Origin of the sequence: Acinetobacter sp. FDAARGOS_558, assembly GCF_003937785.1 — a bacterium.
Taxonomy (GTDB): Bacteria; Pseudomonadota; Gammaproteobacteria; order Pseudomonadales; family Moraxellaceae; genus Acinetobacter; species Acinetobacter baumannii.
This window is the reverse complement of record NZ_RKJH01000001.1, coordinates 2,740,976-2,764,905: the sequence shown is the minus strand read 5'-3', so window position 1 is coordinate 2,764,905 and position 23,930 is coordinate 2,740,976. Positions and strand designations below refer to the sequence as shown.

General features: G+C 40.6%; 24 protein-coding genes and 1 riboswitch. Of the genes, 10 read left to right on the top strand and 14 right to left on the bottom strand.

Going from position 1 to position 23,930, the window contains the following annotated elements:
- Nucleotides 1–2 precede the first annotated feature (2 nt).
- Nucleotides 3–69, bottom strand: a riboswitch (Fluoride riboswitch).
- Between the two features lie 44 nt (nt 70–113).
- The 3 genes from EGT34_RS13270 to EGT34_RS13260 form a co-directional block, all read right to left on the bottom strand.
- Nucleotides 114–524: a GFA family protein gene (locus tag EGT34_RS13270; RefSeq protein ID WP_000075982.1), complete on the bottom strand. Its 411-nt coding sequence runs from the start codon at nt 522–524 to the stop codon at nt 114–116.
- A gap of 77 nt (nt 525–601) precedes the next feature.
- Nucleotides 602–1,807 (bottom strand): TIGR03862 family flavoprotein, encoded by a 1,206-nt coding sequence (locus EGT34_RS13265; protein ID WP_000066773.1) that lies wholly within the window; start codon nt 1,805–1,807, stop codon nt 602–604.
- Entirely contained in the window at nt 1,797–2,435 is a 639-nt protein-coding gene (locus EGT34_RS13260) for an SAM-dependent methyltransferase (protein ID WP_161631880.1), read from the bottom strand. The genes EGT34_RS13265 and EGT34_RS13260 overlap by 11 nt, the downstream gene beginning before the upstream one ends.
- 87 nt (nt 2,436–2,522) lie before the next feature.
- Here EGT34_RS13260 and EGT34_RS13255 point away from each other — a divergent pair, with 87 nt between their 5' ends.
- A complete protein-coding gene (locus EGT34_RS13255; protein ID WP_001138289.1) occupies nt 2,523–2,717 on the top strand; it encodes a DNA gyrase inhibitor YacG in 195 nt (64 codons plus the stop codon).
- Here EGT34_RS13255 and EGT34_RS13250 read toward each other — a convergent pair.
- The 5 genes from EGT34_RS13250 to EGT34_RS13230 all read right to left on the bottom strand — a co-directional run bounded on the left by EGT34_RS13250 (nt 2,714) and on the right by EGT34_RS13230 (nt 7,123).
- A complete protein-coding gene (locus tag EGT34_RS13250) occupies nt 2,714–3,358 on the bottom strand; it encodes an MBL fold metallo-hydrolase (protein WP_000942274.1) in 645 nt (214 codons plus the stop codon). The genes EGT34_RS13255 and EGT34_RS13250 overlap by 4 nt on opposite strands.
- A 23-nt stretch (nt 3,359–3,381) precedes the next feature.
- Nucleotides 3,382–4,398 carry a ferrochelatase gene (hemH, locus tag EGT34_RS13245; RefSeq protein ID WP_000007330.1) on the bottom strand — a complete coding sequence of 339 codons (1,017 nt, stop codon included), beginning with the start codon at nt 4,396–4,398 and terminating at the stop codon, nt 3,382–3,384.
- A 73-nt stretch (nt 4,399–4,471) separates the two neighbouring features.
- Nucleotides 4,472–5,476, bottom strand: a complete 1,005-nt coding sequence (locus EGT34_RS13240; protein ID WP_000887662.1) for a DUF4062 domain-containing protein — start codon at nt 5,474–5,476, stop codon at nt 4,472–4,474.
- Between the two features lie 120 nt (nt 5,477–5,596).
- A complete protein-coding gene (gene murI, locus EGT34_RS13235; RefSeq protein WP_000125341.1) occupies nt 5,597–6,463 on the bottom strand; it encodes a glutamate racemase in 867 nt (288 codons plus the stop codon).
- Nucleotides 6,464–6,511: 48 nt separating this feature from the next.
- Nucleotides 6,512–7,123: a DUF1285 domain-containing protein gene (locus EGT34_RS13230; protein WP_000248028.1), complete on the bottom strand. Its 612-nt coding sequence runs from the start codon at nt 7,121–7,123 to the stop codon at nt 6,512–6,514.
- 186 nt (nt 7,124–7,309) lie between these two features.
- Between EGT34_RS13230 and EGT34_RS13225 the strand changes: the two genes are divergently transcribed.
- Nucleotides 7,310–9,022, top strand: coding sequence for an electron transfer flavoprotein-ubiquinone oxidoreductase (locus tag EGT34_RS13225; RefSeq protein WP_000400008.1), 1,713 nt, complete (start codon nt 7,310–7,312; stop codon nt 9,020–9,022).
- Nucleotides 9,023–9,117: 95 nt separating this feature from the next.
- On the opposite strand, the gene tusA is transcribed toward EGT34_RS13225, so the two are convergent.
- Nucleotides 9,118–9,375: a sulfurtransferase TusA gene (gene tusA, locus EGT34_RS13220; RefSeq protein ID WP_000003406.1), complete on the bottom strand. Its 258-nt coding sequence runs from the start codon at nt 9,373–9,375 to the stop codon at nt 9,118–9,120.
- A gap of 184 nt (nt 9,376–9,559) precedes the next feature.
- Between tusA and EGT34_RS13215 the strand changes: the two genes are divergently transcribed.
- Nucleotides 9,560–10,399 carry an HlyC/CorC family transporter gene (locus tag EGT34_RS13215; protein ID WP_001154809.1) on the top strand — a complete coding sequence of 280 codons (840 nt, stop codon included), beginning with the start codon at nt 9,560–9,562 and terminating at the stop codon, nt 10,397–10,399.
- Nucleotides 10,396–11,955 carry an apolipoprotein N-acyltransferase gene (gene lnt, locus EGT34_RS13210; protein ID WP_001203084.1) on the top strand — a complete coding sequence of 520 codons (1,560 nt, stop codon included), beginning with the start codon at nt 10,396–10,398 and terminating at the stop codon, nt 11,953–11,955. Before EGT34_RS13215 ends, lnt begins: the two co-directional genes overlap by 4 nt.
- Before the next feature lies 1 nt (nt 11,956).
- Here the strand turns inward: lnt and EGT34_RS13205 are convergent, their stop codons facing one another.
- From EGT34_RS13205 to gspF, 4 genes are all read right to left on the bottom strand, one after another.
- The gene (locus EGT34_RS13205) at nt 11,957–12,295 is read right to left on the bottom strand and encodes a tRNA-binding protein (protein ID WP_000434938.1); all 339 of its coding nucleotides are present in this window, start codon (nt 12,293–12,295) and stop codon (nt 11,957–11,959) included.
- Nucleotides 12,296–12,439: 144 nt separating this feature from the next.
- Nucleotides 12,440–12,784 (bottom strand): hypothetical protein, encoded by a 345-nt coding sequence (locus EGT34_RS13200; protein WP_000643174.1) that lies wholly within the window; start codon nt 12,782–12,784, stop codon nt 12,440–12,442.
- Nucleotides 12,785–13,050: 266 nt separating this feature from the next.
- Nucleotides 13,051–13,632 carry a type II secretion system major pseudopilin GspG gene (gene gspG / locus EGT34_RS13195; RefSeq protein WP_000865310.1) on the bottom strand — a complete coding sequence of 194 codons (582 nt, stop codon included), beginning with the start codon at nt 13,630–13,632 and terminating at the stop codon, nt 13,051–13,053.
- Between the two features lie 23 nt (nt 13,633–13,655).
- On the bottom strand, nt 13,656–14,861 hold the full coding sequence (gspF, locus tag EGT34_RS13190; protein ID WP_001112089.1) for a type II secretion system inner membrane protein GspF: 1,206 nt from the start codon (nt 14,859–14,861) through the stop codon (nt 13,656–13,658).
- 148 nt (nt 14,862–15,009) lie between these two features.
- Here gspF and EGT34_RS13185 point away from each other — a divergent pair, with 148 nt between their 5' ends.
- The 6 genes from EGT34_RS13185 (at nt 15,010) to EGT34_RS13160 (ending at nt 22,394) form a co-directional block, all read left to right on the top strand.
- The gene (locus EGT34_RS13185) at nt 15,010–17,238 is read left to right on the top strand and encodes a primosomal protein N' (protein WP_000156642.1); all 2,229 of its coding nucleotides are present in this window, start codon (nt 15,010–15,012) and stop codon (nt 17,236–17,238) included.
- Nucleotides 17,239–17,314: 76 nt separating this feature from the next.
- A complete protein-coding gene (locus EGT34_RS13180) occupies nt 17,315–19,156 on the top strand; it encodes a monovalent cation:proton antiporter-2 (CPA2) family protein (RefSeq protein WP_000008979.1) in 1,842 nt (613 codons plus the stop codon).
- A 165-nt stretch (nt 19,157–19,321) separates the two neighbouring features.
- Complete coding sequence (locus EGT34_RS13175; RefSeq protein WP_001281765.1) at nt 19,322–20,197, top strand: Hsp33 family molecular chaperone HslO; 876 nt, start codon at nt 19,322–19,324, stop codon at nt 20,195–20,197.
- A gap of 137 nt (nt 20,198–20,334) precedes the next feature.
- The gene (locus tag EGT34_RS13170) at nt 20,335–20,946 is read left to right on the top strand and encodes a LysE family translocator (protein WP_001105720.1); all 612 of its coding nucleotides are present in this window, start codon (nt 20,335–20,337) and stop codon (nt 20,944–20,946) included.
- A 150-nt stretch (nt 20,947–21,096) separates the two neighbouring features.
- Nucleotides 21,097–22,053, top strand: coding sequence for a DnaJ C-terminal domain-containing protein (locus tag EGT34_RS13165; RefSeq protein ID WP_001107916.1), 957 nt, complete (start codon nt 21,097–21,099; stop codon nt 22,051–22,053).
- Nucleotides 22,054–22,064: 11 nt separating this feature from the next.
- Nucleotides 22,065–22,394, top strand: coding sequence for a chaperone modulator CbpM (locus EGT34_RS13160; protein ID WP_031974959.1), 330 nt, complete (start codon nt 22,065–22,067; stop codon nt 22,392–22,394).
- A 246-nt stretch (nt 22,395–22,640) separates the two neighbouring features.
- Here the strand turns inward: EGT34_RS13160 and EGT34_RS13155 are convergent, their stop codons facing one another.
- Entirely contained in the window at nt 22,641–23,852 is a 1,212-nt protein-coding gene (locus EGT34_RS13155; protein WP_001198548.1) for a magnesium transporter CorA family protein, read from the bottom strand.
- Nucleotides 23,853–23,930: the final 78 nt, after the last annotated feature.

The following is a 23,930-nucleotide window of genomic DNA, read 5'->3' as shown; positions in this document are numbered from 1 at the left end:
AGGGTAACGTAGGCATCATTAGCCAATACGGCGGTTTTTCAAGGGAGGAATGCCATCTCCCTGTTTTAAGTATATTAAATCATCTACAATTTGATTAAAACATACTTTTTAAATCATGGACGTTCATCATATTGCGGTAAATCGTCATGAATGCATTCCCACTCTGCCTTTGAAGCAGCAAAAATATGCATTGTCGGCTTTTGGTCTAATGGTGTATCTAGTGTCCCAATTCTTAAACGATACAGTTCAGGCTGAGCATCACGCGAGCTAATAAGCGGTGAACCACATTCGCTACAAAACCAACGGTACACACCATTCACAGCAAATTTTTTGATAAGGTCTTCACCTTGCGTAATTTTAAAATCTGCACTATTGATAGGAGCATTCGTTGCAAATGCTGTTCCATTGGATTTTCGGCAGCGTTGACAATGGCATTGGATAATATCTCCGATATCGCCTTTAATTTCATAGCGAATACCCTGACATAAACAACTTCCCTGATAGACTGGCGATGCTTGAGACATACGATTCCGGCTCCTATTATTATTGATCGCTCAAAAATAACACTTTTCACATATCAAACATAGCACCGAATTCGTTGTTATTTCTCTAAGAATGAATGCACACCTTCACCAGCTGCTCGTCCCGTAGCAAAGCATGCTGTCAGCAAATATCCCCCTGTAGGAGCATCCCAATCCAGCATTTCGCCACAGCAAAAAACACCTGAAGTTTGTTTCAGCTCTAAACTTTCAGTTAATGCATCTTGCTTAACACCACCAGCACAGCTAATCGCTTCTTCAATAGGCCTAAAGCCATCTAACTTAATTTGAAGTGCTTTCATTTTTTGCGCCATCATCTCTGGTTGACTCCATAGTGCTTTATCAACCACTTCTCTAATTAAGTTAATTTTAGCTGTGTCTAAGCCTGCTTTACGCCAGATATTGGTGAGAGATTGTTTTTTGCTAGCCCGTAACTTTTTAACTAACTGTGTAAGCTCTACATCAGGCAATAAATCTAAAAATAGATTTAAGCTTTTTCCTTGTTTTTGTTGTTCTCTTAAGGCACGTCCGAGTTTATAAATGACCCCACTTTCTAAACCGTAGTGAGTAATCACAATATCACCATGAGTAACTTGGCTGGGTTCAACCCACGCATTGATACGCTTTAAAGGCTCACCAAAACAGCTTTCCATAAAAGCTGACCAAGTATGCAATACCCCTGCATTACTTGCTTGAAAAGGTTCAATACTAGATTGATCCATCCATTGTTGCCAAGCACCATCACTGCCCAATTGAGACCAAGAGACAGCTCCACAAGCCAACACGACTGCATCGTATTGCTGGGTAAAGGTTGCAGTGTTCTGTTTATTTTGGTTTTCTAAAGTCACTGTTGTACCTTGCAAATTAATACAACGATGACGATAAAAGAATTTAACCTGCTGTTCTGCTAAACGTTTTAACCAAGCACGCAGTAAAGGAGCAGCTTTCATTTCGACAGGGAAAATACGACCGGAACTACCCACATACGAGTCTATTCCCAATCTTTTCATCCAGTTCTGAATCCAGGCTGCATCCCATTTTTCAACCCACGGTTTGAGCCATTCTGCATGGTCATAACGTTCAATGAACTGGGGTAATGGTTCAGCATGCGAGATATTTAGCCCTGTTTTACCAGCCATCAAAAACTTACGCGCAGCCGAAGGTTTTTGCTCAAACACATCAATTTCATAAGCATACTGGCTCAGCACCTCCGCGGCCATTAAACCAGCCGGCCCCGCACCAATAATGGCAATCCGCTTATTCGACATATATTTGCCCTTGCAGCGGTGCAAACTCATCAAATCGAGTTTTATAACCTTCAGGCTTAGTCATAATGAGCTGCTGACAAAGCTCACCACGCTCTAAATATTTAATTTCAAAATGGGTACGTGCAGAGGTTTGAGCAATTTTTTCTTTTTGGTAAGGCAGCTTCCACACATTTAATAACTGTTGTTCAGCTTCTTCAATATATTCAGGAATATTACTTGCCAAAGTAATGGTTCCACCTGTTTTCAGACGTGATAGCAGGAACTCAAAAAATGGCATGTTCAACCAGCGTTGTGCCGGATTATGAGGTTCTGGGTTCGGATAGAGGATAAAGAAATGTTCTACTTGAGCAGGATATAGAGCATGTACAACCCAAGGTAAAGCATCTGCATGTACAGGCACCAAGTTGTCTCGTGGTTCCAAACCATGCTGCTTTTGCATGGCCAAGAATTTTTCTCTAGTTCGTTCAATTGCATATAACGTGTGCTGAGGATTTTGCCCACTAAATAGCAAAGCATGTTTACCTTTGCCTGCCCCAATTTCCACACAAATCGGAGTATTTTCAATTGGGGTAAAATCGCGAGGCGCTTGCATACGTTGTGCTTGAAATTGACGAATCTGCATAATCACATCAAACTAAATAAAAATCGGCACAAGTCTAACAAGTCACCTGACTTTTGCCTAATCTATTTCTCTTCACTTTGAGGTTACTGCTTTATGCCACGTACATTTCCCTGCCCACGCTGTGGTGAACCAAGTGTTTGGGAAGGTAATGAATTTCGCCCGTTTTGTTCTGAACGTTGCAAACTTATTGATTTAGGCGCTTGGGCAAACGATGAATATAGACTGCCTACCCAAGATGCTCCTCAGCAAGACAAGGGTAGTCAGCATGAAGATGATTATGAGGATTAACCCGCTTTACTTGCGACAAACGGGTTAAATTGTTTTTCATAGCCAATGGTACTCATTGGTCCATGCCCTGAAATAAACTGGGTTTCATCTGGTAAGCTAAAACACTCACGCTGAATTGATTCAATCAGTTGATCATGATTACCACGTGGAAAATCTGTTCTTCCAATTGAGCCTTTAAACAGGACATCGCCAGTCCAGAGTAAACCATGATTCTTGTTATAGAACATGACATGACCTGGTGTATGTCCTGGTGCAAAACGCACTTCAAACTCATCTTCACCCAGTTTTAGCACTTCACCGCCTTCAAGCCATTGATCGACTTTTACAGGCTGTGGGATTGGAAAACCATAACGGGCCGAAACTTCCTGAATCATATCTAGCCAGAACTGATCTTCTTTATGCGGACCAACAACAGGAACACTCCACTCTTTTGCGAGTTCACCTACAGCCCCTGCGTGATCTAAATGCCCATGAGTAAGCCATAACGCCTTTACTTTTAAACCTAAGGCTTCTACTTCTTTCTTCAAAACAGCAGCATCACCGCCTGCATCAATCAAAACTGCTTCTTTTGTTTCACTGTCCCAAACTAAAGAACAATTTTGAGCAAAAGCAGTAACTGGAACAATTTTGACTTGCAGCATAAGAACCTCTGGCTAAAACGCAATTAACGGTGGGCTAAGGTATGGGTAAGGGCATCAAGATTAGCCTGAACTAAACCTGCAAGCAAATCAATATGCACTTGATCACTGTTTAAAGCAGGGATGTAAGCATAGCTTCCGCCACCAGCTTGCTGAAATAACTCAGCATTTTGAATAGCGAGCTCTTCAAGCGTTTCTAAACAGTCAGCAGAAAAAGCTGGGCTTAAGATCTGAACAGACTTAACGCCCTGCTTCGCCCAATCTTGTAAAAGTTGATCAGTATAAGGTTTCACCCATTCTTGTTTGCCAAAACGTGATTGGAAACTAATTGCCCATTCATCATCTTTTAAATGCAAAGCTTCAGCGACTAACTTTGCGGTAATACGACAACGGTCTGCATAAGGGTCACCTTTATCTGCATAAGGCTGTGGAATACCATGAAATGACATCAACAGCTTTTCAGGTTTGCCGTGTTGCTCTTGGTAAGCTAGAACACTTTCTGCCAACGCCTGAATAAACATTGGATGTTGATAATAATCTTTAATAATGGTCAGACCCGGCAAATTTCGCTGAGTAGGAATCCACTTAGCAAATGCGTCGTATAACGGTGCTGTAGAAGTGGCTGAATATTGAGGAAATAAAGGCAATAAAATGACATGCTCTTGCGGATTAGTCGCCAGTTTTTCTAAAACTGCATCAATACCCGGATTACCATAAGTCATAGCGGGCAACACAGTTAAATCAAACTGTTTATTTTCACGCTCTAAATAAGCCTGCACACGTTGAGTTTGCTCAAATACAATTTCACGCATTGGTGAATCGGTAGACCATACCGAAGCATAGGCATGCGCTACTCTTTTTGGGCGAAAAGGTAAAACAAACAGATTTAAAATAATCCACCAAATGAATTTTGGTATTTCAATTACACGTGGATCAGATAAAAACTGCTTTAAAAAACGGCGCACCGCTGGGACAGTTGCCTCATCCGGTGTGCCTAAATTCGCTAAAATGACAGTAACTTTCGGTTTTTGTTCAAACGACATGTGTAAATGCCTTTCAATTCATCTTATGACACTAATGTAACAGCTTTCATGGTCATATCTAAATTGAATCGCTCTAAGCTTTTAATCGAGTACTCCGATGATTCCATTTATAACTGAGCAAGAGCTTTTGGGCTTTGGTCGTTACTTTCCATAAACTATGTTGTTGATCAATCTTGGTTGGAACAATCCATCCTTGTGATTGCATTTGCTTTTTAATACGAAACAGGGCCTTATGATTAATTTGTGCACCTGCCACTGCATGTGCTCTAGGCAACTCTTGGCGAGCGTCCTCTAACCCGTCCTGATTTAAATACTCATTGAGGCAAGTCCCAAAGTTCTCTTCTGGCATGGCTGTCTCAAAATGTTTAGCCAAAATACTTAACAGTTGAGACCAAGTCATTTGTCTCTGGCGCTTAAGCTCTTTAAAGTTGCCATCTTGAAAAGCCTGAATTTGATATTCAAAAGCAAAAACATCTTGCGGTGCCACTTCATTTGCTTGAATTGATGACTCTGATAACTGTTGTTCTAATTGTAAAATTTTACTTTTTAATCGATTAATTTCATCTTCCAAATGATGCGCTTGGCGTGCAGGCACCCAACCTTGTCCCATATATTGTTCAACCATTAAAGGCATATTTAAACGGACAGCAAGTTCTAAATCACGTGGGCTTTTAAAATAAAAAATATGATTCGCTTCATGTAATAACTTTTTTCGGAATGCCAGAAATTTCTCTTTAAGCTGCGGATGAGTCTCTTGTAAATGCATATCACGACTTTCAGGTTGTTCATGCATAAAGACGACAATGGGCTTCGCCCGACTTAACGCATATTCATACTCTAAAGAAAAATAACTCGCCCCTGAAATTGATTGCTCCCCATACTGACTACCCAGCAGCAAAACAACATAATCCGATTCATCAATTTGCCGACGGGCAAGTGTCGTTGTTAGAGGATTTCTATATTCTAACCCCCAAGCAAAAAATCCCATATTGACTAAAGTTTGGGAAAGAACCATACGCTCAGGTTGCATCTCGCGACCTGAGGTTGAAATAAAAATCTGATAGCGTGTATCGAGCATAGCAATACCCTTATCGCCCCATAATCTTGATATGGCCTGAATCAGCCAAGATTATGAACCGCCCCAAATAAGAAAAATAAATATAAAAAAACGCTTTCTTCTGAATGCCTACAACAGAGCTCAACTCAGATTGTGCAGCGTCCATGTCAATTCTTGTGGAATCATATTTTGTAAAACAGGTTGTAATGCATCTGCATTATTACCACTTACATAACATTCAATACGTGCAACATTCTGACGCATTTGGTCACATAATAACTCATTTTTTATTAAAATACGGGCTGTTTGTCGGGCAACTGCCAATCCCGAATCAACCAGTGTGAATTGGTTATCAAAAAGATAATGAATGGCTTCATTTAAAAAAGGATAGTGCGTACAACCAAGTACCAAATAGTCCGCGCCTTGCTCAACTGCAGGTTGTAAAACTTCTCTTAATGCATTTAAACAAGCAGGGCTCATTTGCTGCCCTGCTTCTACACAAGGGACAAGCTCTAAACTCGTTAGAGTCATCACTTTAACACCCGCTGGAACAGCAAACTTTTCGACAACATCCTTAATGAGTTGTCCACGAAAAGTAGCTGGTGTCGCCAATACTGCAACCACTTTAGAACGAGTTTGTAATACTGCAGGTTTTAGTGCCGGTACCAAGCCAACAATCGGGAAGTGTTCGCCATAATGTTCTCGTAAATGATCAAGGCTAAATGCGGAAGCCGTATTACAAGCTACGACCGCAATTTTACAACCCTGACGATATAACCAGTCGACGGCACGAGCCGTTAGCTCTCTGATTTCTTCATCAGAGCGAGGACCATACGGAACATAGGCTGTATCTGCATAATACACAATACGTTCGTTTGGCAAATATTTGGCAATTTCTGCTGCAACCGACATACCTCCAATACCTGAATCAAAAATACCAATTGGGGCATCTGCTAATGCTTTAGGCATAGGTTCTAATTCAGTAAATAAAGGCTGTATGGCTGTCATGGCAGTACTAGAGAGTGTCGGAAAATTTCACTCTATAAAGCTTAAACCTCAAGTGCCTAATTGCAAGTGCAAATTACCACTTTTTAACTGCAAAATGGTTTCGCCTTTATCATTTTCGACCAGTGTTCCATAGTTCACGAGATGATAGAAAGCCTGACGTTGAATAAGCGCATTAATACCAAATCGAACATGGACATAAGGACGCAACTCCCCTGCATATTCCCGCATAAAAATCGGGTGTTCTGCATCAACTAAAATCACATCCTGATTGGTCGTCGTCAGTTGTAGAAACTCATCACCTGAAATTTCAATCTGATCTACCTGATTGACTAATAAAGGTTCATCTTCAACTTCGATTTCAATTTGTTCTACAGGGGTTTTCAGGTAGAATTTACCCTCTTCTTTCCATAGGACTTTGGTAAACAAATCCAATAGGGCTTGGCGCTTGATTAATTGACCTTCGTGCCACCATTCTCCATTGGCTTTCACCGTTAAATCCATTTTACCGCAATGCTTTGGATGCCATTGCTCTAAAGGTGGGATTGACCTTTTGTGACTTTGCTGTACACCTTTTAAGTATTGTGCAATGTTCATTAAGTTTTTATCATCAGATAACGGTATTTTTCCCATATCCGATGGGGAATTATTTTGATTTACCATAGTTTATGCCTTGCTGACGAAAAAATATGACGACTCAGCCAATTGGCTAGATCATGGTTTAAAACTATACTAGCCCAAACGATAAAAGGCACAATAGCATATTTGCGCCTATGGATTAAAACACTCACGGCAGCACCGGATGATCTGACATTACGGTTGCCACCTTTAAGTATTGAGGAGTCCTACATGGAACACATCGAACGTGAATCGATGGAGTTTGACGTTGTCATCGTAGGTGCAGGACCTGCAGGTCTATCTGCTGCGATTAAGATCCGTCAATTAGCGATTGAAAATAACTTACCCGATCTTTCAGTTTGTGTAGTTGAAAAAGGCTCTGAAGTAGGTGCGCATATCTTATCTGGTGCTGTACTTGAACCGCGTGCTATTAATGAACTTTTCCCGAACTGGAAAGAAGAAGGCGCGCCTCTTAACGTACCTGTAACTGAAGACAAAACATTCTTCTTGCTTTCAGAAACTACCTCTAAAGAAGCACCTCACTGGATGGTTCCTAAAACCATGCACAATGACGGGAACTATGTTATCTCGCTAGGTAACGTTGTTCGCTGGTTAGGTCAAAAAGCTGAAGAATTAGAAGTTTCTATCTTCCCTGGCTTTGCTGCATCTGAAGTGCTTTACCATGAAGACGGTACTGTAAAAGGTATTCAAACTGGTGACATGGGTATTGGTAAAGATGGCGAGCCTACACATAACTTTACTCCGGGTTATGAACTTCACGCTAAATACACTCTCTTTGCTGAAGGCTGCCGTGGCCACTTAGGTAAACGCCTAATTGCAAAATATAATCTTGATAAAGATGCAGATCCTCAACATTACGGGATCGGGATTAAAGAACTTTGGGAAATCGACCCAGCAAAACATAAACCGGGTCTAGTGATGCACGGTGCTGGTTGGCCATTGTCTGAAACTGGTTCTTCTGGTGGTTGGTGGTTATACCACGCTGAAAACAACCAAGTGACTTTGGGTATGATTGTGGACTTGTCTTATGAAAATCCACACATGTATCCATTCATGGAAATGCAGCGCTGGAAAACTCACCCACTCATCAAACAGTATTTAGAAGGTGGTAAACGTATTTCTTACGGCGCACGTGCTGTAGTGAAAGGCGGTTTCAACTCTTTACCTAAATTGACTTTCCCGGGTGGTTGCTTAATTGGTGATGATGCAGGCTTCTTAAACTTTGCGAAAATCAAAGGCTCACACACTGCCATGAAATCAGGCATGTTATGTGGTGAAGCTGTATTTGAAGCAATTGCTGCCGGAGTTGAAAAAGGTGGTGATCTTGCGGTTGCTCGTGTAACCGAAGGCGAAGATTTATTCGTTAAAGAATTAACTTCTTACACAGACAAATTTAACAACAGCTGGTTAAAAGAAGAGCTTTATAACGCTCGTAACTTTGGCCCTGCAATGCATAAATTTGGTCAATGGATTGGTGGTGCATTTAACTTTATTGACCAAAACGTCTTTAAAGTGCCATTCACTTTACATGACTTGAAACAAGACTTCGCTGTATTGAAAACTGTTGATGCAACGAGCTTCAAGCCAACTTATCCAAAACCAGATGGCAAACTGACATTTGACCGTTTATCTTCTGTGTTTATCTCAAACACTGTACACGAAGAAAACCAGCCAGCTCACTTGAAGCTTACTGATCCTTCAATTCCAGTGAACGTAAACTTACCAAAATGGGATGAGCCTGCGCAGCGCTATTGCCCTGCTGGTGTTTACGAAATCATGGAAAATGATGACGGCTCTAAACGCTTCCAGATTAACGCAGCGAACTGTGTTCACTGTAAGACCTGTGATATTAAAGACCCATCTCAAAATATTACTTGGGTAACACCTGAGGGTGGTGGTGGTCCGAATTACCCTAACATGTAATTCCTTGCGCCGCTTTAGCTGCGGCTCATATCCTAAGATGTAACAAAAAGCCCCGATTATTCGGGGCTTTTTATTCATTTACATATCGAACAACCTTACCCTTTCTGTACCAGATAACGGTATTCTTTATGGTTCTGCTCATCTAGAACTTCTTCTTTTAATAGGAGTTCGTGTCCCAAATGCATACAAAACTTAGGGATATCCCAAGAAGTCGAAGGGTCAGTCGCCAACACTTCAACAACATCTCCTGATTTTGCTTTGCGAATCGCCTGATGCAGCATCATGACAGGTTCCGGACAACGTAAACCACGCGTATTAAGTTGTACAGTAGGTGAAATAGGTTGTTCTGACATAACAAACTCGAACAAATAGAATTTTCATATTTTAGCATAAACCCATCACTGTCTTATGAACTGTAACTGGCGTTTACATAACAATATGTGTTTTGTCTTTTACTTTGTTTTATAGATGCATAAGGGCTTTTTCTTCGGTATGATCAGTGTATTCATTTGATACATTGAGTCTTTAGGAAAGATCATGCAAGAGGAACCGAGTCCGTCGTGGGGTATGCGAGGCTTACGAAAGTGGTTAGGTACAGCGCCAGAAACCCGAGATGAATTATTAAAACTAGTCCAAAATTCACGTCGTTTTTTAGAACCTGATACTGTTGCCATGCTTGAAGGTGTTCTTGACCTTCCTGCTACAAAAATTCGTGAAGTCATGACGCCACGAACAGCAATGATCAGTATGCAAGAAGATGATCAGTTACTTGATATTCTTCACGTATTGGTTGAGTCTGCTCACTCACGTTTTCCAGTTTTCTCAGCTGACCAGCCTGATAATGTTGTTGGTATTTTACTGGCAAAAGATTTACTACCATTTTTGACTGAACCAAATACTAAATTAGATATTGGCTCGCTCATGCGTCAGCCATTATTTGTGCCTGAAAGCGCACGTTCAGATCAAGTTCTTCGTATGCTTAAGCATACCCAGACCCATATCGCGATTGTGATTGATGAATATGGATCAACAGCGGGACTGGTCACGCTTGAAGATATTCTTGAAGAGATCGTTGGTGAAATTGAAGACGAACATGATACTGCGGATGAAGATGCACAGTACATTGTTCCAGATAACGACCATACAATAGCGAATGCATGGATGGTGCAGGCACTTACACCAATTGAACACTTCAACACTGTTTTAGATGCTGATTTTTCTGACGATGAAGTAGAAACTGTCGGCGGTTTATTGCTTCAAGAAATTGGTCTAGTTAGTGATTTACAAGGTCAGACTGTTGAGCTTGGAAATTGGTTATTTACGATTGTTGAAGCAGATGCCCGCACTATTCATCTGATTCGAGCTGTACGTCAATGAGAGCATACTTTGAAAAGCTGTTAGATTCTTCGCAACAACAAAAACAGCTTCCTTTAATTTTTCTATTGCTCATTGCTTTATTTTCAGGTGCCGTGTTCAGTTTTGCACTGGCACCTTATTATTGGTGGTGGCTGGCAATTTTGTCTCCTGCTCTACTCTATGCGACATTGCATAACCGCTCAGCCAAACAAGCATTTGCAATTGGCTGGAGCTATGGCTTTGGTTTATGGTTTGTCGGGGCTTTCTGGCTCTATACGTCGATCCATGTATATGGCGATACCAATGCTTTTCTAAGCGTATGTATGATTGCTGTTATGGCCCTTGTGATGGGTTTATTTACAGCATTTCAGACATGGATTTATCGACGCTTCTTCCCTGAAACACCGCTGACTTTCGCCCCTCTCTGGATTATTTTTGAGTGGGCTAAAACTTGGGTATTTACTGGTTTCCCTTGGCTGTTTGTAGGTTACGCTTTTACTGAACGTTTACTCGATGGTTATGCTCCGCTATTTGGTATTTATGCAATTTCCTTTGTAGTAATTGTATTGGCATGTGCTTTAGTTGAAATTCTACGTAAGCGTATTTTCTGGATTATCCCTGCTGCCCTATTGGTTTTGGGTGCATGGGGAGCATCATATATTCAGTTTGTACAACCTAAAGCGGCTAAACCGCTTAGCGTTTCGCTCATTCAAGGTAACATTCCACAAGATTTAAAATGGCTAACTGAATATCAAGTTAGAACATTAGAAATTTATGCTGGTTTGACTCAATCTGAATGGGGCCGTGACCTCATTGTATGGCCTGAGTCTTCAATTCCACTCTTCCAAACCGACATTGAACCGTTTTTGGATGCAATGGATGCACAAGCTAAAAAGAACCATACCGCTTGGGTAACTGGCATACCTTATTGGGATGTAGCGAAATCGCATCAAGTCGGAAGTCCACTGTATTACAACAGTATTATGGCCTCTGGCAGCGATTCAAGCGGCCTTTATAAAAAGCAGCGTCTCGTACCTTTTGGTGAATATATTCCGCTGTCAGGTTTGCTTTCTTGGGTGTTACCAGCCATGCAAAATGATATTAGCATGAGCGGTTTTACACGTGGTGAGAGTGATCAGAAACCACTTTTAATTAAAGGGCACGCGCTTGCGGCTGCAATTTGTTATGAAGTGGCTTACCCGAATCTGACACGTCGTAATGCAGAAGATAGCGACTTTTTGGTAACTGTATCTAACGATGCTTGGTTTACGGGTACTGCTGGGCCTTGGCAACATTTACAAATGGTGCAGATGCGTGCGAAAGAAAATGGTCGCTGGTTTATTCGTGCAACTAACACAGGAGTAACAGCGTTTATTGATCAAAATGGTCATATCACTGAACAAGCACCGATTGATAAAGAGTTTGTCTTGAGAGGCGATTTACCAGCCATGCAAGGTCAAACTCTCTATAACCGTCTAGGTGATTATCCAATTTTAGGTTTTGCAATATTACTGCTGGTTTTAGGTTGGATCTATCGTCCACGTAAAGTAGACGTGTCTTACAAATCACGTCGCTAAATTATAATAACTTTGTACCCAGAGGTACTTCAAACTCTGGGATACAAAGTGCTACATCCCCATCTGCATTATGAAACCCTGTTACCAAACATTCCGATTGGATAGGACCAATTTGTTTCTTAGGGAAATTCACTACCGCAACAACTAATTTACCAATCAAATCCTGCGGTTGATAAAGTTTAGTAATCTGTGCACTCGATTTACGTACACCCAATTCTTCACCAAAATCTACATGCAAAATATAGGCAGGTTTTCGCGCCTTTTCAAAAACCTCAGCTTGAATAATTTTACCAACGCGCAGTTCTACTTTTAAAAAGTCATTCCACTCGATTTGTTCCATTTCATATTTCTCATCTTCTTAAATTGCTGATTTGAAGCATATAATATGTACAAATGAAGAAACACCCTGTTTTAAGTCCAGTTAAAAAATAAAACGTAGATGTTGAGTCTACGTTTTATTTAAAAATTCTGTTTTAAAATAAGATTAAAAAGCAATCGATAATTGCAAAGATAAATAAGCAACTAAACTGGATAAAAAAACCATCGGCACATAACGATAAGCTTTAAAAAGCAATTGTTCGTATTTAGAAGCCATCTGTTTAGTTTGCCATACACTCGTTTTTAATGCGGTAAAGAAGCTCACCATTAACCAAGCGCTTACAATACTTAAGGCAAAGAAACCAATCATGATTTGGCTACTTCCCTCAGTACTCAACCATAGCTTTAATGAAACTTCAGCAATAGGTAATAATGCTAAAATCAATAGGACAGATTTAAGCATCGCCCAATGAAACTGATTCAGCTCATCAAGTACGAGAAATGCTTTCATTTAATCTCTCCCATTCATTGAATAAAGTGCTTTTTATTTATTATGCAAAGCTTTTATTTAAATATATAGCTTATTTTCTCTTATATTTTAACTTTCTTGTAACTATTAAATATGGGAATAATTCTTATTTTAAATCTCAAATCTAGATATTAACTTTTTTACTTTATTTTCAATGCATTATTATATTTTTATGATTAAGAAAGATTATCAATTCGGATTATTGTTTTATCTTATTAACCGAATCGATAATCTCTCTTACATTTTAATTAAGGCTGATAATAAATATCGGCATCGTTACCTTCACCACCTTCTTTACCATCTGCGCCAAATGAATATAGATCAAAAGGATGGCCGTCTTTTCCAGGTACGACATATTGGATATCATTTTTCCAGCTATCTTTAGGATAACCACCTTTCACATAACCACCCGGCATCCAGTTTTTTGCTGTAGCAGGTTGATTAATAAGCGCATCTAAACCACCTTCTTGCATGGTTGGGAAATGCCCATTATCGAGCTTGTATTGATCTAAGGCACCCGCTACCCCTTTCAAAGTAATTTGAGTCGTATCAATTTTAGCTTTTTCACTACGGCCCATGACGTTCGGTACGATTAAAGCAGCCAACACACCTAAGATTACAATCACGACCATAACTTCAATAAGGGTAAAGCCTGAGGCACGTTTCATTCGAGCACGGCTCGAACGTGTCGCAAGTCCGAAAGCACTTGAAGAGCAAACATCTGATACAGAGCTATGCTCGGAATGGCACGTTGGTTCAAACTGATTTGAAACCACAGATTCACTATGTTGTTTCATCGCTGTTTCGCTTTGAATATTTTTTACTTTCATCATTATCTCTAATATCAAAGTTATTAAATCATATTGTTCATATTTACGATTGGCAGCATAACCGCAATTACAATAACCAGTACGATGCTTGCCATTAAAACTAGCATTAGCGGTTCAAGTAATGCTAATAAGGTTGAGATAAATGTCGTCACCTCGCGGTCTTGCATGGTCGACGCACGTTCAAGCATACGGTCAAGCTCACCTGATGCCTCACCACTTCGAATCATTTGTACCATCATTGGTGGGAAATAACCACTGCGCTCCAGTTGCGTACCGAGGTTACCGCCTTCGGTAACACGCTCAGCCGCTTGGGAAATTGAATCACGGATAACCCAGTTATTGGTCACAGCAGCACCAATCTTTAAGGCATCTACCAATGGCACGCCTGAACGAGTCAAAATAGATAAAGTACTGGCAAAGCGCGCAGCATTAATACCACGGGATAGTTTACCGAATAATGGCAATTTGAGTGTTAATCGATCAAAAGCATAATGTCCCGCAGTAGTTTTTAAAAAACGGACAAAAGCTACCACCCCTACAATTGCAAAAAGAATAATAAATACCCATGCATGACGGATAAAATCACTCGCTTTCATTAAAGCAACTGTAATCCATGGTAAGGCATCTTTGCTTTGATCGAAGGTTTTTACGATCTCTGGGACCACATAAGTCATTAATCCCATCACAATACCGAAAGACATCAGCATTAAAATGATTGGGTAAATCATGGCACCTTGAACTTTCTTTTGCATGGCAAAACGGTTCTCGGTGTAGTCTGATAGCTGATCTAAAATGAGATCTAAGTGTCCTGAACGCTCACCTGCAGCAACAGTAGCAATATAAAGGTCAGGAAAACGCCCGGACTGTTGCATACCTTGTGCGAGTGAATGCCCTTCCAATACTTTCGAACGAACTGAGAGTAAAAGATTTTGTACATGCGCTTTTTCACTTTGTCTGCTCACGGCGCGGAGAGCTTCTTCTAAAGGAATTGCAGCAGCAACCAAAACCGAAAGCTGTCTGGTCATGAGCGCCAAATCGTAAGCACTAAACTTTTTTTGGAATAATCCGTGGCTTTGATGCTTATCTTTTTGTTCAACCGGGTCAACGCTAATCGGAGTCCATGCTTTATCGCGTAATTGTTGGCGAATCTGACGTGCCGAGTCTCCTTCAAGCACCCCCTTTTGCTGCTTCCCTGAAGCATCAATAGCAGTAAATTGATATGCAGGCATGGTAATGTTCTAATTTTCCAAAAATAATAGTCGCTGCTGTTGCATCTATGCTACGCAATCATTCATATTCATTCTATAGCCTGTGTAGAATACCCAAGTCCTCTTCACGACGCTATGCCGTTTTTTAAAATTGACGAAATGAGCCTCTATGACCATAACGCCAAAGCCTGATTCAGTTGTTTATCGTGTGCGTGTTGCCGTACCTGTGCATCTGTACGACACTTTTGACTATACACTCACCAAAGCACAATATGAACGGGCTCAAGTAGGTTCACGCGTCGCGATTTCATTTGGACGGCAAAACCTGATTGGTATCATTACTGAAAAAGTTGACCCACAAGAATCATTTACAGGTCACTTTCAGCTTAAGGCCATTTCTGAACTTTTAGATGATGAGCCTATTTTAGATGAACAAGTTTTAAATTTATTGACATGGTCAGCACAATATTACCAATTTCCGATTGGCGAGGTGATGCAGACTGCTTTACCTGCGTTATTGCGTCAGGGCAAACCCATGGATGTTTTATTTCATCTATGGAAAATCATTCCATGTGATAATGCCGAAGCTTTATTAAAACGCTCAATCAAACAGCAAGACGCTTATCAAATTTTAAAATTACATCCTGCCGGAACCACTGAAAATATTCTCAATTTAAGTGGTGTAGAAACTGCAACACTTAAAGCACTGCAAAAGAAAGGTCTCGTAGACTGTACGCTTGAGCCTCATGACTTTAGCCCAGCCCCTGTGCAATTGACGCAAATGCCACTCACGCTCAATGAAGACCAAAAGAAGGCCACCCAGCACGTCCTTAATGCACAGCATCAATATCAAGCCTTTTTATTAGATGGTTTAACGGGAAGTGGTAAAACTGAAGTTTATTTGCACATCATGCATGAAGTGCTAAAGCAAGGTAAGCAAGTACTGGTGTTAGTTCCCGAAATTGGTTTAACCCCTCAAACCATTTCGCGCTTTAAGTCTCGTTTTAACTGCGACATTGCTTTATTACATTCGGGGTTAAATGACTCTAAACGCCTACAAGCATGGCAACAAGCACAGACTGGAAAGGCCTCTATTATTTTAGGAACACGTTCAGCCATTTATACTCCGCTGCCACGTTTAGGCCTTATCATTTTAGATGAAGAACATGACCTTTCTTATAAACAACAAGAAGGTTTCCGTTACCATGCGCGTGATGTCGCGCTTTATCGAGGACATTTACAAGGCTGTCCTGTTCTTTTAGGTTCGGCAACTCCAAGCATTGACAGTTATCACTTAGTCGAAACTGGCAAGTTAACTGCACTTCAGCTGAACCAGCGTGCAGGCCATGCGCTTTTACCAAAAATGCATTTGATTGATCTTAAAATTGTCAAAAAACAGCATGGTATTAGTCAGCCTTTAATCGAACAGATTAAAAATACCCTAGCAAGAAAAGAACAGGTTTTAATTTTTTTAAACCGACGTGGTTATGCACCTGTTCTGGTCTGTGAAAGTTGTGGTTGGCAAGCGAATTGTCCGCATTGTGATGCGCATTTTACGTTACACACTCAGCCTTATTCTTACTTACATTGCCACCACTGTGGCACAGTTCATCGCTTGCCAGACCACTGCCCTGAGTGTCAGCAAAAGAGCCTCAAAACTTTAGGTGCTGGCACAGCCAAGGTTGAAGAGCATTTACAAGAATTATTTCCAGATCATGATGTGATTCGGGTCGATCGTGACAGCACCAGCCGAGTCGGTAGCTGGCAAAAAATTTATGATCGCATTCAGCAAAATAAACCTTCGATTTTGCTCGGTACACAAATGTTGGCAAAAGGTCACCATTTTCCGCATGTGACCTTGGTTGCTATTTTAGACATCGATGCAGGTTTATTGAGTGTCGATATTCGAGCGCCAGAGCGTACTGCTCAATTGATTGTACAAGTGGCTGGTCGTGCAGGTCGTGGAGAACATAAGGGTCATGTTTATTTACAGACTTTAAGGCCAGATCATCCTTTACTCACCACACTCATCGAAAAAGATTATCGGGCAGTCGCGAAACAAACATTGGCTGAGCGTAAAGTTGCATTACTGCCGCCTTATCGCTATGCCGTACTTATACGCGCTGAATCGAAAGATCGTGACTATACCTTGCATTTTTTAAATGAAGCTGCCGAGCAACTTCGCCAAATTGCAGGTGACATTGTTGATATCTGGGGGCCAATTCCAGCGCCAATGGAACGTAAAGCGGGACGTTACCGCGCACATATGGTGATTTTGTCTGCTGACCGCGCTCGTCTGCATTTTTACTTAAGACAATGGTGGGCTCAGTTGGTCCATGCGCCAAGACAGCATCAACTTAGACTCTCAATTGATGTTGACCCGCAAGAATTTAGTTAGATGATTTGAATATCATGGTGTGAAGAACACTTTTTCCCTTTACACTTAAAAAAGATCAATACATTCGGGGCAATGAATGTCATTCCTACTGCAAGCAACTATTTTTCTTGGAGCATCTCTGATTTTAGTCCCTTTGGGCAAACGCCTAGGGATTGCAACAGTTTTAGGTTATTTATTTACGGGCATACTTCTTGGCCCGAGTGTGTTAAATATTGCCCATGACCCTGAGGCCATTATGGAGTTGGCTGAATTTGGGGTCATTTTACTTATGTTCCTGATTGGTCTAGAGCTCCGCCCACAACGTTTGTGGGAAATGCGTGACTCTATATTTGTGATGGGAAGTTTACAGGTCGTGATTACGGGCATAATTCTTATGCTCACCGTATTGCTGCTATTTCAACAACACCTTGCTGCCAGCTTTGTGATTGGTTTTGCGCTTGCGCTGTCTTCTACGGCCTTTGTATTACAGCTTCTGACTGAGAAACAACAGCTCAATACCACCTACGGTCAGCAATCGTTTTCAATTTTGCTTTTTCAAGACATTGCAGCAATTCCATTACTTGCGGTAATTCCTCTTCTGGCAGGAACCGAATCTACCCATCATGGTATTGCTTATTTTGCAGCCATCATCGCGACTTTTACCGGCTTGTTCCTATTTAGCCGTTATGTCATGCGCCCATTTTTCCGTTTTGTCGCCAAGAGTGGTGCGACTGAACTGATTACGGCTGTAGGGTTATTTATTATTCTTGCCGTTGTGTTACTGATGGACACTTTAGGCATTAGCACAACATTAGGTGCTTTCCTTACCGGGGTTCTTTTAGCCGACTCAGAATTCCGTCATGAGCTTGAAGCGAGTATTGCACCGTTTAAAGGGCTCTTACTTGGCTTATTCTTTATGACCGTAGGTATGACGACACAATTGTCGTTACTGATTGAAATGCCTTGGCTCATTATTGGTGGAGCAATCGGCCTACTCGTCATCAAAACCCTCGTTTTAACTGCCATTGCCCGCTATAAAAAGTACAGTTGGAACAATAGCTTGTTACTCGGGACTTGCTTGGCTCAAGGCGGTGAATTCGCTTTTGTAATTTTGAGCCTAGCAAAAAGTGAAAAGATTTTAACGGATGCCTTATTAGAGCCTGTCACGTTGATTGTGACCTTATCAATGGTCCTTACCCCAGTGATTTACTGGATCATGGCCTGTAAGATCATTCCCCTTTTTCATAAAGAATTGCCACCTGAATATGATGAGATTCCTCAGCAAGATAACCCAATTATCATTGCCGGTTTTGGGCGCTTTGGACAAATTATTGCGCGTATTGCCCGCTTACAGCATTTAGGCTTTACTGCCATCGACAACAATCTTCATCAAGTGGACTTTGTTCGACGTTACGGCGGTAAGCTCTATTATGGTGATGTCACCCAGCCTGACTTACTCCGCTCAGCAGGCATTGAAAAAGCGAAAGTATTTATTTTGGCAATTGATGATGTCGAAGATTCTATGAATGTCGCACGTCATCTCAGATTGAACTATCCGAACTTAAAATTACTGGCTCGTGCTCGTGACCGCCACCATGTGCACCTATTAAGAGACTTAGGTGTTGAACATATTTGGCGTGAAACCTATTTATCATCATTAGGTATGGCTTATCGTGCTTTACGCGAACTCGGTATTTCCGATGAACAAGCTTATAACAATATCGAAATCTTTCGGGATTATGATGAGAAATTACTCATACAGCAGCAAAGCATTTATACCGATGAACAAAAGGTTTTTGAAACCCATCGTAATGCTCTGGCAGAACTTGAACACCTATTTGAAAGCGATGCTCAACAAGCCACATCGAAGCACGACGTTAACTTAAAGCGTCATTTACAACCAAATCGTATCGACATTACACGAGATCACGAAGAATAACTTGAGATTTCGCAAAATGGCTATATTAAGGACTTATTCACATTGCCTAAATGATTGCGACAATCGGTACAAGAGTTGCCGTTGTCCTGCTTGCAGCTTCGCTGCATTCCCTAAGCCTGATTAAACCGAAATTGTTATAATCTGCTTAGGGCCCTGGAGAATATTATGTCTGATTTACGCCAACGCTTTTATATAGAGGACTTTCCTGTTCGCGGTGAAGTGGTTCATCTAGAAGAAGCATTAAAAACTATTTTAGCTCAACGCGACTACATGCCTGCGGTTCAAATTCTATTAGGCGAGATGTTGAGCGCTACAGCATTACTTGCGAGTACTTTAAAAATCAAAGGTCGTATCAGCTTGCAAATCCAGGCTAACGGCTCTTTCAAATGGGCTATGGCAGAATGTAACCATTTAGGCGAAGTTCGTGCTTTAGCAGACTACGAAACAGATCCACGTTTTGGTGAAGCAACAGATAGCAGCACTGTTTTAGCTGCTTTGGTTAACCCTGTTTTATTTATTAACATTGAACCTGAGCATGGTGAGCGTTATCAAGGGATTGTACCTCTTGATCAAGCAAATTTAGCTGGCTGTTTAATGCAGTACTATGACTTGTCTGCACAAATTCCAACTCGAATTGTACTGGCAAGCACCGCACAGCGCTCAGGTGGTTTGCTCATTCAGTTATTACCTCGTCATGATGAGGAAGAGCAAAAACTGGTTGATGAAGATTTATGGCCACGTTTAACCATGCTAACTGAAACGCTTAAGTCAGAAGAACTAACAGAGCTTTCAGCAAATGAGATCTTGTATCGTCTTTATAACGAAGAAGAAGTACGTTTACCAGAAGTTGAACACTTAAAATTTGGTTGTACTTGTTCTAAAGAACGCTGTGCCAAAGCCCTCATTCAAATTGGTGTTGATGCTGTTCATGAAACATTGGAAGCACAAAACCCGATTCAAATGGATTGCCAGTTCTGTAACACCCGTTATGAGTTCACTGCTGAAGAGGCATTGGGTCTGTTTGGTGAACATTTGAGTTAATTACTTACTTTATAAAAAGGCGGGCAATCCGCCTTTTTATTTATCTATAATTTTTTGATGATAATTTTCAGCATGTTATTTTAAATCAGTTAATATGAGCTTACTTGATAACCCAATAAATAAGATGCTTATATCTCATGAATTATTTTGATTATTTTCTCTTTATTTTTAGTGTCATTATTATGATTGCGACCCCTGGCCCTGTCATGATTTTAGTGGCAAGTGCCGGACTTAAAGGTGGTTATAAAAAAGCACTGGAAACCATTTTTGGTACAAACCTTGCCTCTCTCGTTTTAATTTTTATTTCAGTACTCGTACTTAAAGGCGTATTGGGTATTAATGAAAACTATTTAAATATTATTCGTATTTTAGGCTGCCTATATATTGGTTATTTGGGTTTTAGTATTCTCAAAGAAGTCATTCAAGCCCCTCATCCTGAAGCAATTCAAACCGTTTCTGCTCAAAATGGCGGTTTTAAAAAAGGCTTTTTAGTGGGTATTTCAAACCCTAAAGATATTATTTTCTTTTCAGCTTTCTTTCCGCAATTTGTTTCTATTTCACCTCATCTAGATTTAAGTTTAACTATTCTTACGCTGACATGGATAGTTTTAGACTTTTTAACGCTATCTTTAGTCTATATATTTTTCCGCCGCCTCTCGGACAGCCATTTATACCCGAAGATCCTCGGTTTATGCGGTCTATTACTGTTAGTTATTGCCGTTTACGGTTTATATCAGACATTCATTTAAACAATGAGAGGCATAGCTCCCACAGTTCGATGTCTCTTTTATTTTGCTCGCCTTATTTCGCACGAGAACAACTCTTATACAATCTAGCTCATTGAAAGCTTTAAAAATCGTTTCATAATGAAATAAACAACACCATCGTGATAAAACATTATGGCTAAAAATTATTATGAAGAATTAGGGGTTAAACGAGAAGCCTCAGCTGATGAAATTAAAAAAGCGTATCGGAAATTAGCTCGTAAATATCATCCCGACATCAGCAAAGAAAAAGATGCAGAAGAAAAGATGCAGGCAATTAATGTTGCCTACGATACCCTAAGCAACCCTGAGAAAAAAGCTGAATACGACCAAATGTTAGACCACCCACAAGGTTTTAATGGTTTTGGTCAAGGGGCAGCTCAAGGTGGTTTCGATGGTGCCAGATTTTATCGTCAAGGTTTTACAGGCGGCGAGCAAGCAGACTTTAGTGGCTTTGAAGACTTATTTGGACGCTTTGGTGCAGGCTTTGGCGGTGGACAACAGCAATATCAAAGACAACAACGTAGTTATCGAGGTGAAGACCAGCATGCCAGCATAGAGGTCGATCTTGATATTGCTTACCATGGATCAACACAACATATCACACTGCAAATTCCAACCATTAATGCCTATGGTGAACCAGAGGTACAACGAAAAACCTTACAGGTAAAAATACCTAAAGGCATGAAAGAAGGACAGCAAATTCGCCTAAGTGGACAAGGACAAAGTGGTATTAATGGTGGTGCCAACGGCGATCTTTATATCGAGATTCAATATAAAGATACAGATCGTGTGCATGTCGAAGGCAGTGATGTATATTTGACTGTAGATGTAGCCCCATGGGAAGCCGCATTAGGGCAAGGCATTGAAGTAAAAACACCTGCAGGACCTTTACACGTCAATTTACCTAAAAATGCAAAACAAGGACAACAGCTACGTTTAAAAGACAAAGGGATACCAAATAAAACGCCAGGCCATCTTTATTTAATTTTAAATATTGTATTCCCACCGGCGCATTCTGAAAAAGAAAAAGAAGCCTATCAGCAATTGGCAGAAGCCTTTGCTTCATTCGAACCTCGTTCATCTCATTAGGGAGCAAGATCATGACAACCATCCATTATCGAGAAATTGTATGTGACGGCCACACCTTTAGTGCTGAAGTCGTTGATGAACAATGTACATTTGACTTGCAACAGTTTGCTCAAGCCTGTGGTCAAAGCCCTGACTGGATTCTCCAGCTCATTGAGTACGATATTTTAGCGATTGATACGCCACCTGAAAAACATCAGTTTATGGGTGAAGATGTTATCCGCGCTCGTAAAGCATATCGTTTGCAACGTGACTTTGGCGCAAGCCTTGCAGCTGTTGCGGTGATGTTAGATTTGATTGATGAAGTGCAACAACTTAGAAAACAGTTGAAGCATTTTCATTGAGGAATAGCATTAATACAGCATAAAACCCTAGTTGAAATCTGATAGTCGAGAAAGCCATCTGCAACCTGCGTGGTATCAATCAGATAATGGTTTTGTAATACTGTTATTTAAAAATAGGTATTGAACAGGTTTTGCAGATGGTAATGGTTTTGCCTACTTTTGCCGAAACAAAAGTAGGTCGAACCGAAGGTTCATGACTATATTAAATAACAAGTTAGCAAGACCCAGTCGTGCAGAAATAAAAATTTATTTCAACCGAGTAATCTTTTCCACTTCCTTCAAAGTCTGCTTAATCGGTTCATATTCCAAAAACCAAAACAAATTCATACGATCTTGGCGGTGCTGCTGCGCCAGTAAATCAATCACACTTTTTTCCCCACGCCCTACCAAATGCTGTCTATAAAAATAGTAGAGCAATAAAATGGTACTGAGCAGCATAACCCCGAGCATAATCCAAAAACCTACTGGTGATTTAAGCCCCGGAATAAACTCAAAGTTCATTCCATAAATACCCGTTAAAAGCGTAAGCGGCGCAAACACAGCAGTAATAATGGCAAGAATACGCATGTTCTCATTGGTCTGGTTAGCAATTGCCGAGAAATGCAAATCTATTGCCGATTGAATCGCACTACGTAAACGTAAAGTATGTTTTTGAATACGTTCGACATGACTCATTAAATCGTTTAAACGCACTAATAAAAGGTCTTGAGAACTATGCGTCTTCTCTCCAATAACATGATGATAGTTTTCTACAATTTCATCACGAAACTCTTGTAAGGTTTCGATTTGTTCTTCGCATAGATTTTCAACCTGTTGAAAGGCCATATTTTCATGAAACAGTTGATGCCACTGCTTAAAACGCCGATTCCCTTGTAATAGCTGTTGTTGCCAATGTTCGACCCTTCTGGTCAAAGGTGAACGAATATCAAGATAACCATCCACCATACTATTGAGCAGACGTAAACACAGATCTACAGGTGAATTAGGCAGCTTACGGGTTTTATTTTGCTCTTCGAGAGTTTTACATAAAATATTTTCAAGACGCTGAATATAGTTTTCAATCGACTTGTTGCCCTGCTCACGTACGCTAATAAGTACTTTAGGCGTAAAGATAAAACTGATCGGTGTGGTGGCTAAACCAAATACACTCTCATGTGATTCGCCATTTTTAATTTCATCATCCGGCGTTACGAGTTTTCTAAAAATAAGCAGGTCGTATTCTTCAAGCGTATCAAATGCACAAGGATGTTCGATATTCGCAATATCTCGCATATGAAACTCATTAATGGATACATCTGCAAGTTGCTGAATTTTTTGTTGCCATTCTTCATTCTGGCTCACAACATCCGATCTCACACTATCAATCCAGAAAAACTCCAGAATATGTTCAGTGTGCTTTTCACGGCTTATAAAAACATAGCCGTCGTTTTGATGACGATAAAAATAATAAACCTGCATACTATGTCGATCTATTGGTGTATTACTTGCATCATGCCATAAAAAAAGCCCGCATCAAGCGGACTTTTTTAGTGTGTT

Excerpts from the sequence above, each read along its gene's own strand:
- EGT34_RS13205 (WP_000434938.1), bottom strand. The coding sequence starts at position 12,295 with ATGGAACAAATCGAGTGGAATGACTTTTTAAAAGTAGAACTGCGCGTT.
- EGT34_RS13270 (WP_000075982.1), bottom strand. The coding sequence starts at position 524 with ATGTCTCAAGCATCGCCAGTCTATCAGGGAAGTTGTTTATGTCAGGGT.
- EGT34_RS13165 (WP_001107916.1), top strand. The coding sequence starts at position 21,097 with ATGGCTAAAAATTATTATGAAGAATTAGGGGTTAAACGAGAAGCCTCA.
- EGT34_RS13230 (WP_000248028.1), bottom strand. The coding sequence starts at position 7,123 with ATGGTAAATCAAAATAATTCCCCATCGGATATGGGAAAAATACCGTTA.
- EGT34_RS13155 (WP_001198548.1), bottom strand. The coding sequence starts at position 23,852 with ATGCAGGTTTATTATTTTTATCGTCATCAAAACGACGGCTATGTTTTT.
- EGT34_RS13225 (WP_000400008.1), top strand. The coding sequence starts at position 7,310 with ATGGAACACATCGAACGTGAATCGATGGAGTTTGACGTTGTCATCGTA.
- EGT34_RS13185 (WP_000156642.1), top strand. The coding sequence starts at position 15,010 with ATGACCATAACGCCAAAGCCTGATTCAGTTGTTTATCGTGTGCGTGTT.
- EGT34_RS13215 (WP_001154809.1), top strand. The coding sequence starts at position 9,560 with ATGCAAGAGGAACCGAGTCCGTCGTGGGGTATGCGAGGCTTACGAAAG.
- tusA (WP_000003406.1), bottom strand. The coding sequence starts at position 9,375 with ATGTCAGAACAACCTATTTCACCTACTGTACAACTTAATACGCGTGGT.
- EGT34_RS13250 (WP_000942274.1), bottom strand. The coding sequence starts at position 3,358 with ATGCTGCAAGTCAAAATTGTTCCAGTTACTGCTTTTGCTCAAAATTGT.
- EGT34_RS13160 (WP_031974959.1), top strand. The coding sequence starts at position 22,065 with ATGACAACCATCCATTATCGAGAAATTGTATGTGACGGCCACACCTTT.
- lnt (WP_001203084.1), top strand. The coding sequence starts at position 10,396 with ATGAGAGCATACTTTGAAAAGCTGTTAGATTCTTCGCAACAACAAAAA.
- EGT34_RS13170 (WP_001105720.1), top strand. The coding sequence starts at position 20,335 with ATGAATTATTTTGATTATTTTCTCTTTATTTTTAGTGTCATTATTATG.
- gspG (WP_000865310.1), bottom strand. The coding sequence starts at position 13,632 with ATGAAAGTAAAAAATATTCAAAGCGAAACAGCGATGAAACAACATAGT.
- EGT34_RS13175 (WP_001281765.1), top strand. The coding sequence starts at position 19,322 with ATGTCTGATTTACGCCAACGCTTTTATATAGAGGACTTTCCTGTTCGC.
- murI (WP_000125341.1), bottom strand. The coding sequence starts at position 6,463 with ATGACAGCCATACAGCCTTTATTTACTGAATTAGAACCTATGCCTAAA.
- gspF (WP_001112089.1), bottom strand. The coding sequence starts at position 14,861 with ATGCCTGCATATCAATTTACTGCTATTGATGCTTCAGGGAAGCAGCAA.
- hemH (WP_000007330.1), bottom strand. The coding sequence starts at position 4,398 with ATGTCGTTTGAACAAAAACCGAAAGTTACTGTCATTTTAGCGAATTTA.
- EGT34_RS13255 (WP_001138289.1), top strand. The coding sequence starts at position 2,523 with ATGCCACGTACATTTCCCTGCCCACGCTGTGGTGAACCAAGTGTTTGG.
- EGT34_RS13200 (WP_000643174.1), bottom strand. The coding sequence starts at position 12,784 with ATGAAAGCATTTCTCGTACTTGATGAGCTGAATCAGTTTCATTGGGCG.
- EGT34_RS13265 (WP_000066773.1), bottom strand. The coding sequence starts at position 1,807 with ATGTCGAATAAGCGGATTGCCATTATTGGTGCGGGGCCGGCTGGTTTA.
- EGT34_RS13240 (WP_000887662.1), bottom strand. The coding sequence starts at position 5,476 with ATGCTCGATACACGCTATCAGATTTTTATTTCAACCTCAGGTCGCGAG.
- EGT34_RS13180 (WP_000008979.1), top strand. The coding sequence starts at position 17,315 with ATGTCATTCCTACTGCAAGCAACTATTTTTCTTGGAGCATCTCTGATT.